Genomic DNA, 13,010 nt, shown 5'->3' with positions numbered 1-13,010 from the left:
TGGCATGAGCCACGTCTCCACGGACGGATCGTTCGCCCCGGCGATCGTGACGGCGGTGTTCGCGGGCATCGCGGGCGTCGTCGGATCGTACGCGCTCGCGGGCTACACGCCCTCGTTCGTCGTCGCACCGATCACCGCCGTTCTCGCACAGAACGTCCCGGCCGCGCTGCTGACGTTCGCCAAGGGGCCGCTCACCCAGTTCGGCCAGGCGTTCGGGATCGAACATCTCGGCCAGCAGGTGAACCTCCTGCTCGCGCTCGCCATCGGAACCGGGCTGTTCGCCTGTCTCACGCTCGCGGCGCTCGCCACCGGTCGCCAGTTCGGCACAGCCACTCTCTCGATCGGACTGACGGGCGTCCTCGTCTCGCTCGCGACGGTGATCGTGGCCGGTGCGATCGTGCCCGCGCTCGGGGCCGGCGTCGCCAGCGCGCTCGTGGTCGCTATCGCGATCGCTACGACGACCGGCACGGAACGGCGGGAAGGAGTGTCGACGGGGCGGCGCTCGATGCTCGGAAGCCTCGCCGGCACGCTCGGGATCGGCGTGCTCGGCTACACGCTCGGCAGCAACGGGGAGGCGGGCGACTCCGCAGCAGCGAGTGCGGGCGCTGCCGGCGGTGCGAGCGCAGGTGGGAACGCGAGCGGTGGGGCCAACGCCAGCGGTGGTGGCGGGGGTGGCGGAAGACCATCTGCCGGCCAGCTCCTCTCGAAGGCCGAATCGGCCTCGCTCGGCATTTCGGGGCTCGAAGGGCTGGTCAGCGGCGAGGATTTCTACGAGGTCGACACGGCGAACGTCAACCCCAACGTGAACGCGAACGACTGGTCGCTGTCGCTGACCGGCGCGGTCGGGAACGAGCGGACCGTCGACTACGATCAGCTCACGTCGATGGCGAGCGAGCTCCGATTCATGACGCTGCGCTGCGTCAGCGACCCACTCAACGGCGACAAGATGGACAACGCGCTCTGGGAGGGCGTGCCGGTGTCGAAACTGCTCGACACGGCGAACCTCCAGGGCAAGTACGTCATGGCCCGCTCGGTCGACGGCTACGCCGAGGAGTTCCCGGTCGAGGCACTGACAACCGGCATGCTCGCCTACGGCAAGGACGGCAACCCCCTCCCACGCAAGCACGGCCACCCGGTCCGACTGCTGGTGCCGGGCCACTGGGGTGAGATCAACGTCAAGTGGATCGACGAGCTCGAGATCCTGGAGCGCCCGGCGAAGGGGTTCTGGGAGAAACGTGGCTGGCACGGCACCGGCCCCGCCAACACGGTCGCCAAACTCCACGCGACGAACAAGGGCGATAGCGAGATCACGGTTGCCGGCCACGCGAACGCCGGCACTCGGGGCATTCGAAAGGTGGAGGTCTCGACCGACGGCGGCTCCTCGTGGAACGAGGCGCGGCTCTCCGACGTCCTCGAACCGAACCTCGGGGGCGACGTCTGGCAGCAGTGGGCGTACAGCTACGAGCCGCCGGGCGGCAAACACGAGGTCGTCGTCCGTGCGATCGACGGCTCCGGAACGACGCAGCCGAAGAAAAACAGCGGACCCTACCCGCGCGGCGCGAGCGGCTGGGTCTCGAAAACGGTCAAATAACGGTTCATCGGTGTTCGGCGTTCAGTTCAGCACTCCGACCAGCCACAGGATTCGCAGGTCTTGCAGCCTTCGGAGTAGTACAGCGTGAACGCCCCACAGGAGGGACATTCGGGGCTCTCGCCGTTGTCGATGAGTTCCTGGACGTCGTCGGTCGTGTCCGATTCGGCTGCGACGCCGCCGTCGGCCTCCGGTTCAGCGCCCTCGTCGTCGGCGATCTCCGCGAGGTTGCGCTGCTGAGGGTAGGTCTTCTCGATCTCGTCGTCGAGATACCGACGCATCGCGGTACCGATAGCGTCCGGGATCGACTGGATCTGTTCGCCCTTGTCCCAGGCGACCTTCGGACTGCGGGTGCCGTCGAGCTCGTCGACGATCTCCTTGGGCGCGACGCCCGAGCGCAGCGCGGTCGAGATCACTTTGGCCAAGGCCTCGGTGAAGGAGTTGGTGAACCCGCCCGAGTGGCCGATGTTGGCGAACAGTTCGAACGGCCGACCCTGTTCGTCCTCGTTGATGTTGACGTAGAGCTTGCCGTAGCCCGTATCGATGCGCTGGGTCATCCCGTGGAGCACGTCCGGCCGGGGCTGTTTCGCCGCGTAGACCGGCTCGTCGAACGCCTCCTCGGTCGCAAGCGTCCCGCGCACGTCCTCGTGGTCGAGGAACTCGGCGAGTCCGCCGAAGACCTCCTCGATCTGCTCGGCGATGACCGCCGCGGCCTCCTCGTCGTCGGCGAACTCGGCGTTGTCCGCCCGCGTGGTCAGAACCTGCTTCGAGCGCGTACCGTCGCGGTAGACCGTCACGCCCTTGCCGCCGTTGTCGTAGATGTAGCGGTAGACCTCGTCCATGTCCGCCTTCGTGGCGCTGTTCGGGAAGTTGCAGGTCTTCGAGATGGCGCTGTCGACGCCGGCCTGACAGGCCACCTGGACGCCCGCGTGCTCGATGCCCGAGAGATCCGAGGTGACGACGAACAGTTCGCCGATGGCCGCGGGCACCGTTTCGAGCCCCTCGACGCCGTCGAACTCATTGCTACTCATCTGGTCCTGGGCCTCGCGCTTCACCGCGTCGACGTCGAGGTCGTTGGCCTCCAAGACCCGGAGGAAGTAGTCGTCGAACTCGACGAGCATCTCGTCGCCCTGCACGTCGTCGGAGACGTTCTTGTAGTAGGCGACGTTGTAGATCGGCTCACAGCCACCCGTCGTGTTGCCGACCATCGAGGTCGTCCCCGTCGGGGCGATGGTCGTCGTGTTGTGGTTGCGAATGGGGTAGCCGTCGGCCCAGTCGTCGGCCGATTCACCCGTTTGGGCCTCGAACCATTCGCGGTAGGCGGTGGGATCGGCGTACTTCGAGTCCGTCCAGTCCTCGAAACTTCCACGCTGCTCGGCGAGTTCGTGGGAGGTGGACTTCGAGCCGTGGTTGATGTGCTCCATCAGCTGGCGGGCGATCTCGTTGCCCTCCTCGGAGCCGTAGCGCACGCCCAACTGGATGTAGAGCTGTGCGAGCCCCATGATGCCGAGCCCGATCTTGCGCATCTCTCGTACCTTCTGCTCGATCTTCTCGACCGGGAAGTCGGACATCGTGACGACGTTTTCGAGGAACCGCGTACCGAGTTCGATGCGGTGATCGAACGCCTCGAAGTCGATAGCCTCGTCGAGGTAAGCGTCCATCGCTGCTTCCCGACTGTCGTACTCGTCGGCGTGCTCGTCGGACCAGACCCGCCAGTCGGGTGCATCGGTCGCCGCGAGCGTCGAGAGGTTGATGTGGCCGAGATTGCAGGCTTCGTACTCCTCCAACGGCTGCTCGCCGCAGTTGTGAACCACGAGACCGTTGCCGACGAACGAGTTGGTGTCCGGTTCCGTGAGGTCGTACACTGGTTCGTGGCCGTCCAGTTCGACCGATTCGACCGTGGCCTCGGCTTTCGAGAGATACGGTCCACGCCCGTAGCTGTCGAGTCGCTCCGCAAGGGCGTCGGTTTTGTCGTCGAGCAAGAAGCCGATCTCCTCCTCGAACGCGACAAGTCTCGCACCCGAGACGACGAGTTCGTGCTGGGCCCTCACGTCGTATGATTTCGTCCCACCGTTGCCGTCCGGTAGCTCCCGTGTGCCGGCATCGCGACGGTTCTCGTAGATGGTACTCCGGATACCGAAATTCAACAGGAGTCGCTGGACGTCGCCAAGTAAGTCGCGTTCCGAACTCGATAGTCGAACGGAGAAGCCTTTCTCCCGCGTCCCCTGTACGCTTCCGTCGGCAGTGAACAGCGCTCTGAGGAACCCCCGAGCCATCTCCTCGCTCCCTTGGAAGACGCTGCTCGGAACCTGCAGTTTCTCCTCGACGAGTCCAGCCTGTTCGGCGAGTTCGTAGAGCCGTGACGAACGAATGCGTTCCTCACGTGCGTCCACACCACGATACTCGTCGGCACGCTGAATCTGGCTGACGCCGACCTCGTAGTTCGCGTTGCCGACGGGTTCACGTACCACGTCGTTCACGTCGTCAGCGAACTCCTCGGAAATCGCACAGTCCTCGTCGTAGAAGTTCAGGACGGCCCGCTCCTCGCCGTGTTTGAGGTGGCCATCACCGACGAGCCAGCCGAGCACCTTCCCTTCCTCGACCGTGCCGTGCTGGCCGAACGCACCTTTGCGATCCGCGATATGAACGGTATCGCCGGCGTCGAGCTCTCCCGCTTCGACCCAGCCATCGTCGGTCATCACGCGGTGATCGGCAGTCAGCCGGAGCTCGTACCCTTCCTCGGTGGAGAGTTCGTAGACGTCTTTCTCGCCTGTCTTGTAAACGCTGCTGGCTTCCTTGATACGGTCGTCACTCAACCGGCCGTCGACGACAACGTCCGTCGCGACGCCTTGCTCGTACAGCTCCTCGGCAGGAACCAGTCCCCGCTCGGTGCTGATGAGTGTATCACCCGTGACACACGGATTCGTCGCCAGGATCTCGTGGTCGGGATGCTCCTCGACGTCGAAGGAGTGCTCCTTGTTCACTCGTTCGAGATAGATGACACCGGGCTCGCCGTTCTGGTAGGCACCATCGACGATATGCTCCCAGAGGTCGGCGGCCGGGATCGACAGCTCTTCGCCGACCTCGACGTGCTCGCCGAGATCGTAGCAGTCGTAGAGCTCCTTCGTCTCGGCGGTGGCGATATGTGGTTCCTCAGTACGTGGATTGGTGAAGGTGAACTCCTCGCCGTTTTCGAGCGCGTCCATGAAGTCGTCGGTGACGCCCACAGAGATGTTGAAGTTCGAGAGATGGCCCTCGACGGCGTTGCGCAGGTGTTCGGGTACCTTCCCCTCGTCGTCGATGAGCTCGCGGGCCTCCTCCAGCGCGTCGACGAACTGCGTGTGCGTGAAGTCGTCGGGATCGTTGAGTCGCAGCGAGTGCGCCAGCGAGACGTCCTTGTTCTTCGCGTGGATGAACTGGATCACGTCGGGATGCGAGACGCGCATGACGCCCATCTGTGCGCCGCGACGCGCGCCACCCTGCGCGATCGTCTCGCACATCTGGTCGTACGTGCGCATGAACGTGATCGGCCCCGAGGCGATCCCGCCCGTGGAGCCCACCGCGTCGCCGTACGGGCGGAGCTTCCAGAACGCGTAGCCCATCCCACCGCCGGACTGGAAGACCTGTGCGGCCTCCTTGGCCGTCTCGTGGATGTCGTCGATGTCGTCGGCTGGGGAATCGACGAAACACGCCGAGAGCTGCTGGAGTTCGTCGCCGGCGTTCATCAGCGTTGGCGAGTTCGGGATGAACGACAGCTCCTCCATCGACTCCTGGAACGACTGCGCGGTCGCCTCGACGTGGTCCCGGATCTCCGCCGGCAGCTCGGGCACCACGGTCTCGTAGGCGAACTTGTTGACGTTGTACGCCGACAGCGCCGTCTCGGCCTCGTCGTCGGCCGTCGTCCCCTTCCCGAACACTTCGCTCGCGAGGTGGTCGCGGCGCGGATGGTCGGGCTTCAGCTGGTCGGGCGTGACGCTGACTTCGATGTCGTTGCGCTCGGCCTCGAAGACCGCCTCGGCCAGCGCGACGTTCTTCGCGACGCGCACGAAGAGATCCTCCTGGGTCTCGACGAGCTCCCCATCGGAGTCCTTCCGGAGATAGCGCGCCGGCAGGATGTTCTCGTAGGCGTTCGCGGTCAGGCGCTCGTCGAGCGTGTCGCCGTCGGTGCGCTTCACGGGAAGGACGACCTCGTCGGCCGAGCGGTCCGCGCGGCTCATCGACCGTCCCCTCCGGCAGCGTGCGGGCGCTGACGGGCAAAACTCCCCTTTCGGTGTGGTGTAAAATCGGTCATTCGGTGACGAACTCCCTGTTCAATGGCCACCCAAATAAATTATCCGTCTTCATTTGATTTTTTGCAAGTTTAGTTGATTATGCTGTTGGTACTATGCGGCTTTCACTGATCGCGGTTGCTTCCGAAGGTACCCGCTGGAGCAGTATAAACATACCCTGTCTGGAGTGAAAGTGATTTGTCTGACGAAAAACCACACGACTGCGCTTGATGATCCAGAGGAAGCGACTGTATTTTCTAATGGCCCTATCTATTAGACATTTGTATAATCAATAGACTCACAAACAACAGACGAAAATCAATCTTTAAGTTGATGCCCTCGAATTGAGTCTTTGCTAGGGCTGGCGTGGGTCTCCGGCAAGCATGCCGGGATCACGCTAACCTGATGTCACAATCGAGAGCAGCCACAGCACTGCGAGTATTATGAGGGTAATACCAACAGTTAGCAGTCCCGCAATGATTTGCTCCAGCGATGCTAATGTCATCAGATACCGGACGATGGAGCGTGCTGCTACGTAGGCGGCACTAACAACAATCGCAACTGCTCCCATCTGCTCTACCTTATTTCGTGAAGTCGGAGATTCATCTCCTTGTGTCGGTTTGCGCATCATGGTGATTTTGGGTGCGTGGAATCGCGGAGCAGAGCCAGATGCTAGGGCTGGCGTAGGCGTCCGATCATCCGTCGGTCATTCGGTGACGAATCCCTTGTTCAATGGCCATCCAAATAAATTATCCGTCTTCATTTGATTTTTTGCAATTTCATTTGAATATACTGTTGAGACGACTCGAATATCACTATCCGTGGGTTGTTTCCTTAGATAATCCCCAAAGAGTTATAAACGTATCCAGAACGGAGTGGAAGTAATCGTGCCGTGAAAAATCGGCCGATGGAAGGTGGGTTGCAGACGAAGCGTGAAGGGGTTCGTTCGAAAGCGGGGCGCGAGCGTTACCGCCGCCGACCGCTCCAGACCAGCACGCCGCCGACGAGCGCAAAGATCACGCCGAGGGCGAGCGCGCCGATATGCCAGGGCTGGAACCAGACCGGCAGCGACACCACGTAGGAGAGGCCGGCGTGGGCCTGTCCGAGCAGCGGGAGCGTCTCCCCACTCGTCGTCGGCGTGTCGCCGGTGCCGTTCATCCGCGGGAGTTGGTCGTCATTGAGGATCTCGTTGTAGGGCAGCCGTTCGGCCTCGTAGGGCCAGATCCCGGTGTCGGTGTTCCAGACGGTCTCGCCTTCGGGCGTGACCTCGACGACGCGGTTGTTGCGGCTGTCGGTGATGAGCGTGTTGCCGTTGGGCAGGCGGTCGGCGTCACGCGGCCAGTCGAAGCGGACGCCGTTGGACGAATCGACGCCCCATACGACCTCCCAGCTCCCGTTGCGCTCGTGGAGTTCGACCACGCGGTCGTTCTCGCTGTCGGCGACGAGGATCGCGTCCGGTCCGAGATACTGCGGGTTGTGCTGATGGTTCAGGATCTCCGGATCGCCACAGCGCACGTCGCCACCGCTGTCGTTGCTGTAGTCGGCCAGCCCGTTGTTCGCCTTGCAGTTCTGGTCGTTGCCGCGCTCGGTGTCCTCGTTGATCACGTCGACGACGCCCTCACCGCGCTCGATGACGAGCAGCTGGTTCGCGTTCCGGACCGAGACCATGTATCGATCGCCGCCGATCGGGTCGACGTCGTTGATGTGGAGCCAGTCGGTCTGGGTGGGGTCCGGCGGCGCGTCGTAGAAGTTGCTGGCGTTCCACTGCCAGGTGGTCGTGCCGTTGGGCGCGATGGTGAACACGCGCTCGGCGTCCATGTCGGTCATGATCACCTCGCCCGAGGACAGGATGTTCGCGTCGTGGACCTCGCTGTTGAGCTTCGTCGCCACGGGGAACGACCACTCGTTGACGACGTGTGGCTCGGGCTGGGGTTCGATGAGTCGATAACCCGTCCGCGAGCAGGGCGCTTCGTACTCGCCACAGGACTGCTCGCCCTCGACGATGAAGCCCGCGAGCACCGTCCCGTTGTCGAGTTTCGTCACGTCGAAGTAGTCGACGTTCTCGCCGCGCTCGGTCCAGACCTCGTCGCCGTTCGCGTCGTACTGTGTGACCGCTCCTTCGGACTGCATTCCGACGAGCGTCGCACCGCGCGTCGAATCGTTGTCGGCCGCGCTGGCAGTCGGTGTGGTCGCCGCGCTCACGGCGAGTGGCCCGACGACGACGATGACGGCCAGAACCACCAGGAGCGCACCGAGGCGCTGGCGAGAGGGCGAACGCATTGGTTGTGCCGACTGCGTGGCTGGTCGGGTTAACGCTACTGATTCGCGCTCGGGACGCGCTCGCCATCGAGCGCAGAAACGAAGTTCCGAAGGACGTCGTGGCCGACACTCGTGAGCACGCTTTCCGGGTGGAACTGTACGCACTCGATCGGATGTCTGCCGTGGCGGATCCCCATCACGAGCCCGTCGGCGGTGCGCGCGCTCACGGCGAAACAGTCGGGCACGTCGGTGGCGACCAGCGAGTGATAGCGCCCTGCCTGGAACCCCTGATCGAGATCGGCGAACACGCCGCGACCGTCGTGATCGATCGAGACGGCCTTTCCATGTACTGGCTCCGGCGCGCGCCCGACCGATCCTCCATACGCGTAGACCGCGGCTTCCAGCCCGAGACAGACGCCGAGCGTCGGAATTCCGGGGCTCATCTCTCGGAGCACGTCGAGCGTGACACCCACGTCGCGGTCGTTTTCCGGGTGGCCCGGCCCAGGACTGATGACGATCCCGTCCGGGTCGGCAGCGCGGATTTCGTTGAGTGAAGCCGTGTTGCGCACGACGTGGGTGTTCGCGTGTTCGCTCACGTACTCGACGAGGTTGTAGGTGAACGAATCGAAGTTGTCGACGAACAGGACCTCAGGGCGGTCGGCGGCGTCGATGGGGCTCGTCGATTCGCTCATCGGGATGGCTCCGGCGTCATCGACGGCCGTTCGATGCGTTCGAGCGCGGCGAGCACGCCCTCGATCTTCTGTTCGGTCTCGTCGTACTCGCTCGCTGGCTCCGAATCGGCGACGACGCCCGCGCCAGCCCGTACGGTGATCCGATCCTCGTTCGCTCCCGACGACCCCGTGGCGTGCTCGATCAGCGCCGTCCGGATCGTGATGGCGATGTCGGCGTCGCCGTTCCAGGAGAAATAGCCGACGCCGCCGCCGTACAGTCCCCGTGGGGAGGTTTCGAGATCGTCGATGAGCTCCATCGCACGGACCTTCGGCGCGCCCGAGAGCGTGCCCATCGGAAAGGCCGCACGCACCGCGTCGAATGCATCGTGTTCCTCCGTCAATCCTCCTGTGACCGTGGATTCGATGTGCTGGACGTGAGAATATTTCAGGACAGTCATGAACTCCGCGACACGCACGGAGCCGGGGCGACTCACCCGTCGCACGTCGTTGCGCGCCAGATCGACGAGCATCGTGTGCTCGGCGCGTTCCTTCTCGTCGGCGAGCAGTTCGCCCGCGAGCCGCCGATCCTCGACCGGGCTCGATCCCCGAGGACAGGTGCCCGCGAGCGGGTTCGAGACGACCTCGTTACCACGAACGGAGACGAGTGTTTCGGGACTCGCACCCACCACCGAGCGGTCGCCATATTCGAGCAAGTACATGTACGGCGAGGGGTTGATCTCGCGGAGGGCGGCGTACAGCCCGCGCGGATCGACCTCGCCGACGAGTTCGCGGGCGCGCGAGAGCACCACTTGATAGCTGTCGCCATCGAGGACGTGCTCCTTCGCTTGTCGAACGGATTCTTCGTACTCTTCACGCGAGCCAGCGGTCCCCCCGCGGCGCTCGAACCCGCCCACGTCGACCGTCGCAGCGGTGAGTTCCTCGCGAACGCGCGCGACCTCGGCAGCCATCGCGTCGTGGATCGCGGCGGGATCGTCGTCGGGGCGAACGAGCGGCGTGAACACGAGCGAGACTTCCTCGGACGCGTGATCGAATGCCACGGTCTTCGTGGTCAGGACGAACTGCGCGTCGGGCACCGATGAATCGGGCCGATCGATCCCGATCTCGTCGAGCTGTAGATCGTAAACCGAGTCGTAGGCCAGGTAGCCCACGAGCCCGCCGTCGAGCTGCTGGCGATCGGTGTCGGGGAAATTCACTCGATCGGCATCGGGCAGCGCGCCGCGAAGCCGGTCGAGAACGTCGCCCGTGTCGCTGTCGAACGCTCCTCGATATCGCTCGGCGAAACACTCGATCTCGGTGCCGTCCGGACCGACGGTGACGAGCGCCGCCGGATCGTAGCCGACGAACGAGTAGCGCGCGTGGCCGTCAGCCTCGGTGGGCGCGAACGCCCCGTCGGGGTCGCTGGAGGCGACCTTCTCGGCGCTTTCGAGCAGGAAGGTGTGGTCCGCATCGTCGGCGAGCGTCGCATACGCCGCGAGCGGTTCGCTGTCGACGTCGAGCCGGGCGACGGCACGCACGACCGCCGGACGGTCCCGGTCGCTCGCGAGATCGACGAACCGCTCGCGACCCGGCGACAGAGCGGTGTCGTTCATGCGCGCAACGGCTCCCCGCTGACACGCGCGACGAATTCATGGAGCTTCGCGTGGTCTTTGGTGCCCGTGCCTCGCTCGTCCTCGATCCCGCTCGATACGTCCACGCCGAACGGCGCGACCGTCTCGACCGCACTGGCGACGTTCTCGGGCGTGAGGCCGCCGGCGAGCAGGACGGGAGCGTCGAGGTCGGCGACGATCTCCCGGGCACGCATCCAGTCGTGCGTCTCGCCGGTGCCGCCCGCACCCTGCTCGTCGGTCGAATCGAGCACGAGCGCGTCGGCGACGGTCGCGTACTCGTCGAGATCGTCGTCGGCCGCATCGACGCCGGCGATCACCGGGATGGCGATGCGTGCCGAGAGCTCCCTGACTTCGGACAGCGAGCAGCCGTGGACCTGGATCGCGTCGGGCGCGACCCGGTCGACGAGCGCTTCGCCCTCGTCCGGCGTGTCGGGCATCGTGACGAGAACGCTTGTGACGGATTCGGGAACCCTATCGACGAGCGCGGCAGCACGATCGGGCGCGAGTTCACGCGGCGTCTCGATAGGGACTCGCGAGACGACCCCGACCATGTCCGCGCCGGCATCGATGGCGGCGTCGAGATCACGGTCGCGGGTCAGCCCGCAGAGTTTCGTGCGGGTCATCGTCCCTCGCTCGCGACCGCCTCGGCCGTGCGCAGCGCGGTGAGTTTCTCGCGGGCACGACCGGTGTCGATGGCCTCACGGGCGCGTTCGACGCCATCCTGGATACTGTCGGCGATGCCGGCGACGTACACCGCCGCGCCGGCGTTCGCGAGCACGATGTCGCGCTTCGGCCCCTCGATCTCGCCGGTGACGATCCCCCGGAGGTCGGCGGCGTTCTCGGTGGGCGTGCCGCCCGCGACCGCCGCGACGGGGGCTGCATTGAGGCCCAACTTCTCGGGCGTCAGCGTGTAGTCCTCGATCTCCGTGCCGCGGACCTCGGCGACGCGCGTCTCGCCGTGAATACAGATCTCGTCCATGCCGGAGCCGTGCACCACGAGCGCGCGGTCGACGCCGAGCTGGGCGAGCGCGCGGGCGAGCACGGGGACGAGATCGGGATCGTAGACGCCGACGACCTGTGCGTCCGCGCTCGCCGGGTTCGTCAGCGGGCCGAGCACGTTGAAGATCGTCCGCGTGCCGAGCTCCTTGCGCGGGCCGATGACCGCCTTCATCGCGGGGTGGAACACCGGCGCGAGCATGAACCCGATCCCCTGGCGCTCGATGGCCGCCTCGACATCCGTGGGCTCGGCGTCGATGTCCACGCCAAGCTCGCGGAGCACGTCGGCGCTGCCCGACGAGGAGGAAACCGAGTAGTTGCCATGCTTGGCGACGTTGACACCCGCACCGGCGGCGACGACCGCGCTCGCCGTCGAGACGTTGATCGTGTCGTGATCGTCGCCGCCCGTCCCGCAGGTGTCGACGAGCGGTCGGCAGTCGGGTTCGATCGTGCGTGCGGCCGCGCTCATTCCCTGGGCGAAGCCGGCGATCTCGGTCTCAGTCTCGCCTTTCGTCCGCAGCGCCGCGAGCAGCGCTCCCATCTGTGCCTCGGTCGCCCCTTCGAAGATCTCCGTGGCCGCCGTGCGCGCGGCCGATCGCGAGAGATCCTCGCCGTCGGCCACCCGTGCGATGTACTCTTGCATGTGTGGATGTACTGATTCGCGTTGTAATGCACAAGATCGTACATCGGCTTAAATCTACCGTCAGCGATTCCACACTGTGCCTTCGTTCCGAAACCTTCAATTAGGCCCGCGGCTGAACTGTGGGTAGAGCAAGGGTTCGTGGTCTAGGCTGGTTATGACACCTCCTTGACATGGAGGAGGCCGGCGGTTCAAATCCGCCCGAACCCACTACTGGAACGAACGGTTTCGTTTGATTAGACCTGGTCGTCTTTCGTCGGTTTTGGTCAGACACAACTCAGTTACGTTCTTCTACGCTGTTCTCATATAGAAACGTCGGCAAACCTCGTTCAAGGCCGATGGTTAGCTGATCTCGAATCTGTCTCCTTTTGTCCTCTTCATCCGCATCCGATTCGATGATATCCTCGATTTCGTCATATTGCTTACCAACGACATCTTCGACCGTTTCTGAGAACTCTTCTGGTAGTGTCTCTACCATGTTTTGAGTCTTATCAAAACGTCTGTGGATTCCGTACAGGCCCCTTTCCTTATCGTCAGTAACACCATCGGTGATTTCTTCCATCCATTGACCCGCGTAGATCTGCACGTTGAACGATTCCCTCTGTTCTCTGTTGCCAGCTCCGATGGTGTCCACAATATCACGATCGAATTTCTTCGCCAGATTTCTTGCTGGGGTGCTGTTCCAGTTTCCTTCGAGAAGGAGCGTACCGGATATGTACGTGCCTGAGAGATTATTTTCAAAATATTGAATTATTATATGTCCTACTCGCGATCCGGAAGAGGCAATGTCTTCATCACCCGCATCCGGATCGTCGGAAAAGATGATGTATTCTTCCGAATCGGTAGTGCGAATTGTTCTTTTGAATCTGATAGACATCCTGTCGTACTCTTCCTGTGTTATGACCATCGGCCGACAATGCTACCTTTCGGATGATAATCATTGGGGTCGGTAAAACAAGT

At 63.7% G+C, this 13,010-nt stretch carries 8 protein-coding genes and 1 tRNA gene; 2 read left to right on the top strand and 7 right to left on the bottom strand.

Annotated features, from left to right (window positions below):
* Nucleotides 1-4: 4 nt before the first annotated feature.
* Nucleotides 5-1,591, top strand: a complete 1,587-nt coding sequence (locus C448_RS14845; RefSeq protein ID WP_004055936.1) for a molybdopterin-dependent oxidoreductase — start codon at nucleotides 5-7, stop codon at nucleotides 1,589-1,591.
* A 26-nt stretch (nucleotides 1,592-1,617) separates the two neighbouring features.
* Here the strand turns inward: C448_RS14845 and C448_RS14840 are convergent, their stop codons facing one another.
* From C448_RS14840 to trpD, 6 genes are all read right to left on the bottom strand, one after another.
* Nucleotides 1,618-5,805 (bottom strand): intein-containing adenosylcobalamin-dependent ribonucleoside-diphosphate reductase, encoded by a 4,188-nt coding sequence (locus C448_RS14840; protein WP_004055935.1) that lies wholly within the window; start codon nucleotides 5,803-5,805, stop codon nucleotides 1,618-1,620.
* 1,017 nt (nucleotides 5,806-6,822) lie between these two features.
* Nucleotides 6,823-8,136, bottom strand: coding sequence for an NHL repeat-containing protein (locus C448_RS14835; RefSeq protein WP_004055934.1), 1,314 nt, complete (start codon nucleotides 8,134-8,136; stop codon nucleotides 6,823-6,825).
* A gap of 35 nt (nucleotides 8,137-8,171) precedes the next feature.
* On the bottom strand, nucleotides 8,172-8,807 hold the full coding sequence (gene trpG / locus C448_RS14830; protein ID WP_004055933.1) for an anthranilate synthase component II: 636 nt from the start codon (nucleotides 8,805-8,807) through the stop codon (nucleotides 8,172-8,174).
* On the bottom strand, nucleotides 8,804-10,396 hold the full coding sequence (gene trpE, locus C448_RS14825) for an anthranilate synthase component I (protein ID WP_004055932.1): 1,593 nt from the start codon (nucleotides 10,394-10,396) through the stop codon (nucleotides 8,804-8,806). The genes trpG and trpE overlap by 4 nt, the downstream gene beginning before the upstream one ends.
* A complete protein-coding gene (locus C448_RS14820; protein WP_004055931.1) occupies nucleotides 10,393-11,037 on the bottom strand; it encodes a phosphoribosylanthranilate isomerase in 645 nt (214 codons plus the stop codon). The genes trpE and C448_RS14820 overlap by 4 nt, the downstream gene beginning before the upstream one ends.
* The gene (gene trpD, locus C448_RS14815) at nucleotides 11,034-12,053 is read right to left on the bottom strand and encodes an anthranilate phosphoribosyltransferase (RefSeq protein WP_004055930.1); all 1,020 of its coding nucleotides are present in this window, start codon (nucleotides 12,051-12,053) and stop codon (nucleotides 11,034-11,036) included. The genes C448_RS14820 and trpD overlap by 4 nt, the downstream gene beginning before the upstream one ends.
* Nucleotides 12,054-12,185: 132 nt before the next feature.
* On the opposite strand from trpD, the gene C448_RS14810 reads away from it, so the two are divergent.
* Nucleotides 12,186-12,260 (top strand) — tRNA-Val (locus tag C448_RS14810).
* A gap of 67 nt (nucleotides 12,261-12,327) precedes the next feature.
* On the opposite strand, the gene C448_RS14805 is transcribed toward C448_RS14810, so the two are convergent.
* The gene (locus C448_RS14805) at nucleotides 12,328-12,957 is read right to left on the bottom strand and encodes a hypothetical protein (RefSeq protein WP_004055929.1); all 630 of its coding nucleotides are present in this window, start codon (nucleotides 12,955-12,957) and stop codon (nucleotides 12,328-12,330) included.
* Between the last annotated feature and the right edge of the window lie 53 nt (nucleotides 12,958-13,010).

The sequence above is a fragment of the Halococcus morrhuae DSM 1307 genome, from assembly GCF_000336695.1.
GTDB classification, from domain to species: domain Archaea; phylum Halobacteriota; class Halobacteria; order Halobacteriales; family Halococcaceae; genus Halococcus; species Halococcus morrhuae.
Note: the sequence above shows the minus strand (reverse complement) of the source record. Positions and strands in the feature narration are given on the sequence as shown.

Coding starts and splice junctions, on each gene's coding strand:
- C448_RS14845 (WP_004055936.1), top strand. CDS start 5: ATGAGCCACGTCTCCACGGACGGATCGTTCGCCCCGGCGATCGTGACG.
- C448_RS14840 (WP_004055935.1), bottom strand. CDS start 5,805: ATGAGCCGCGCGGACCGCTCGGCCGACGAGGTCGTCCTTCCCGTGAAG.
- C448_RS14835 (WP_004055934.1), bottom strand. CDS start 8,136: ATGCGTTCGCCCTCTCGCCAGCGCCTCGGTGCGCTCCTGGTGGTTCTG.
- trpG (WP_004055933.1), bottom strand. CDS start 8,807: ATGAGCGAATCGACGAGCCCCATCGACGCCGCCGACCGCCCTGAGGTC.
- trpE (WP_004055932.1), bottom strand. CDS start 10,396: ATGAACGACACCGCTCTGTCGCCGGGTCGCGAGCGGTTCGTCGATCTC.
- C448_RS14820 (WP_004055931.1), bottom strand. CDS start 11,037: ATGACCCGCACGAAACTCTGCGGGCTGACCCGCGACCGTGATCTCGAC.
- trpD (WP_004055930.1), bottom strand. CDS start 12,053: ATGCAAGAGTACATCGCACGGGTGGCCGACGGCGAGGATCTCTCGCGA.
- C448_RS14805 (WP_004055929.1), bottom strand. CDS start 12,957: ATGGTCATAACACAGGAAGAGTACGACAGGATGTCTATCAGATTCAAA.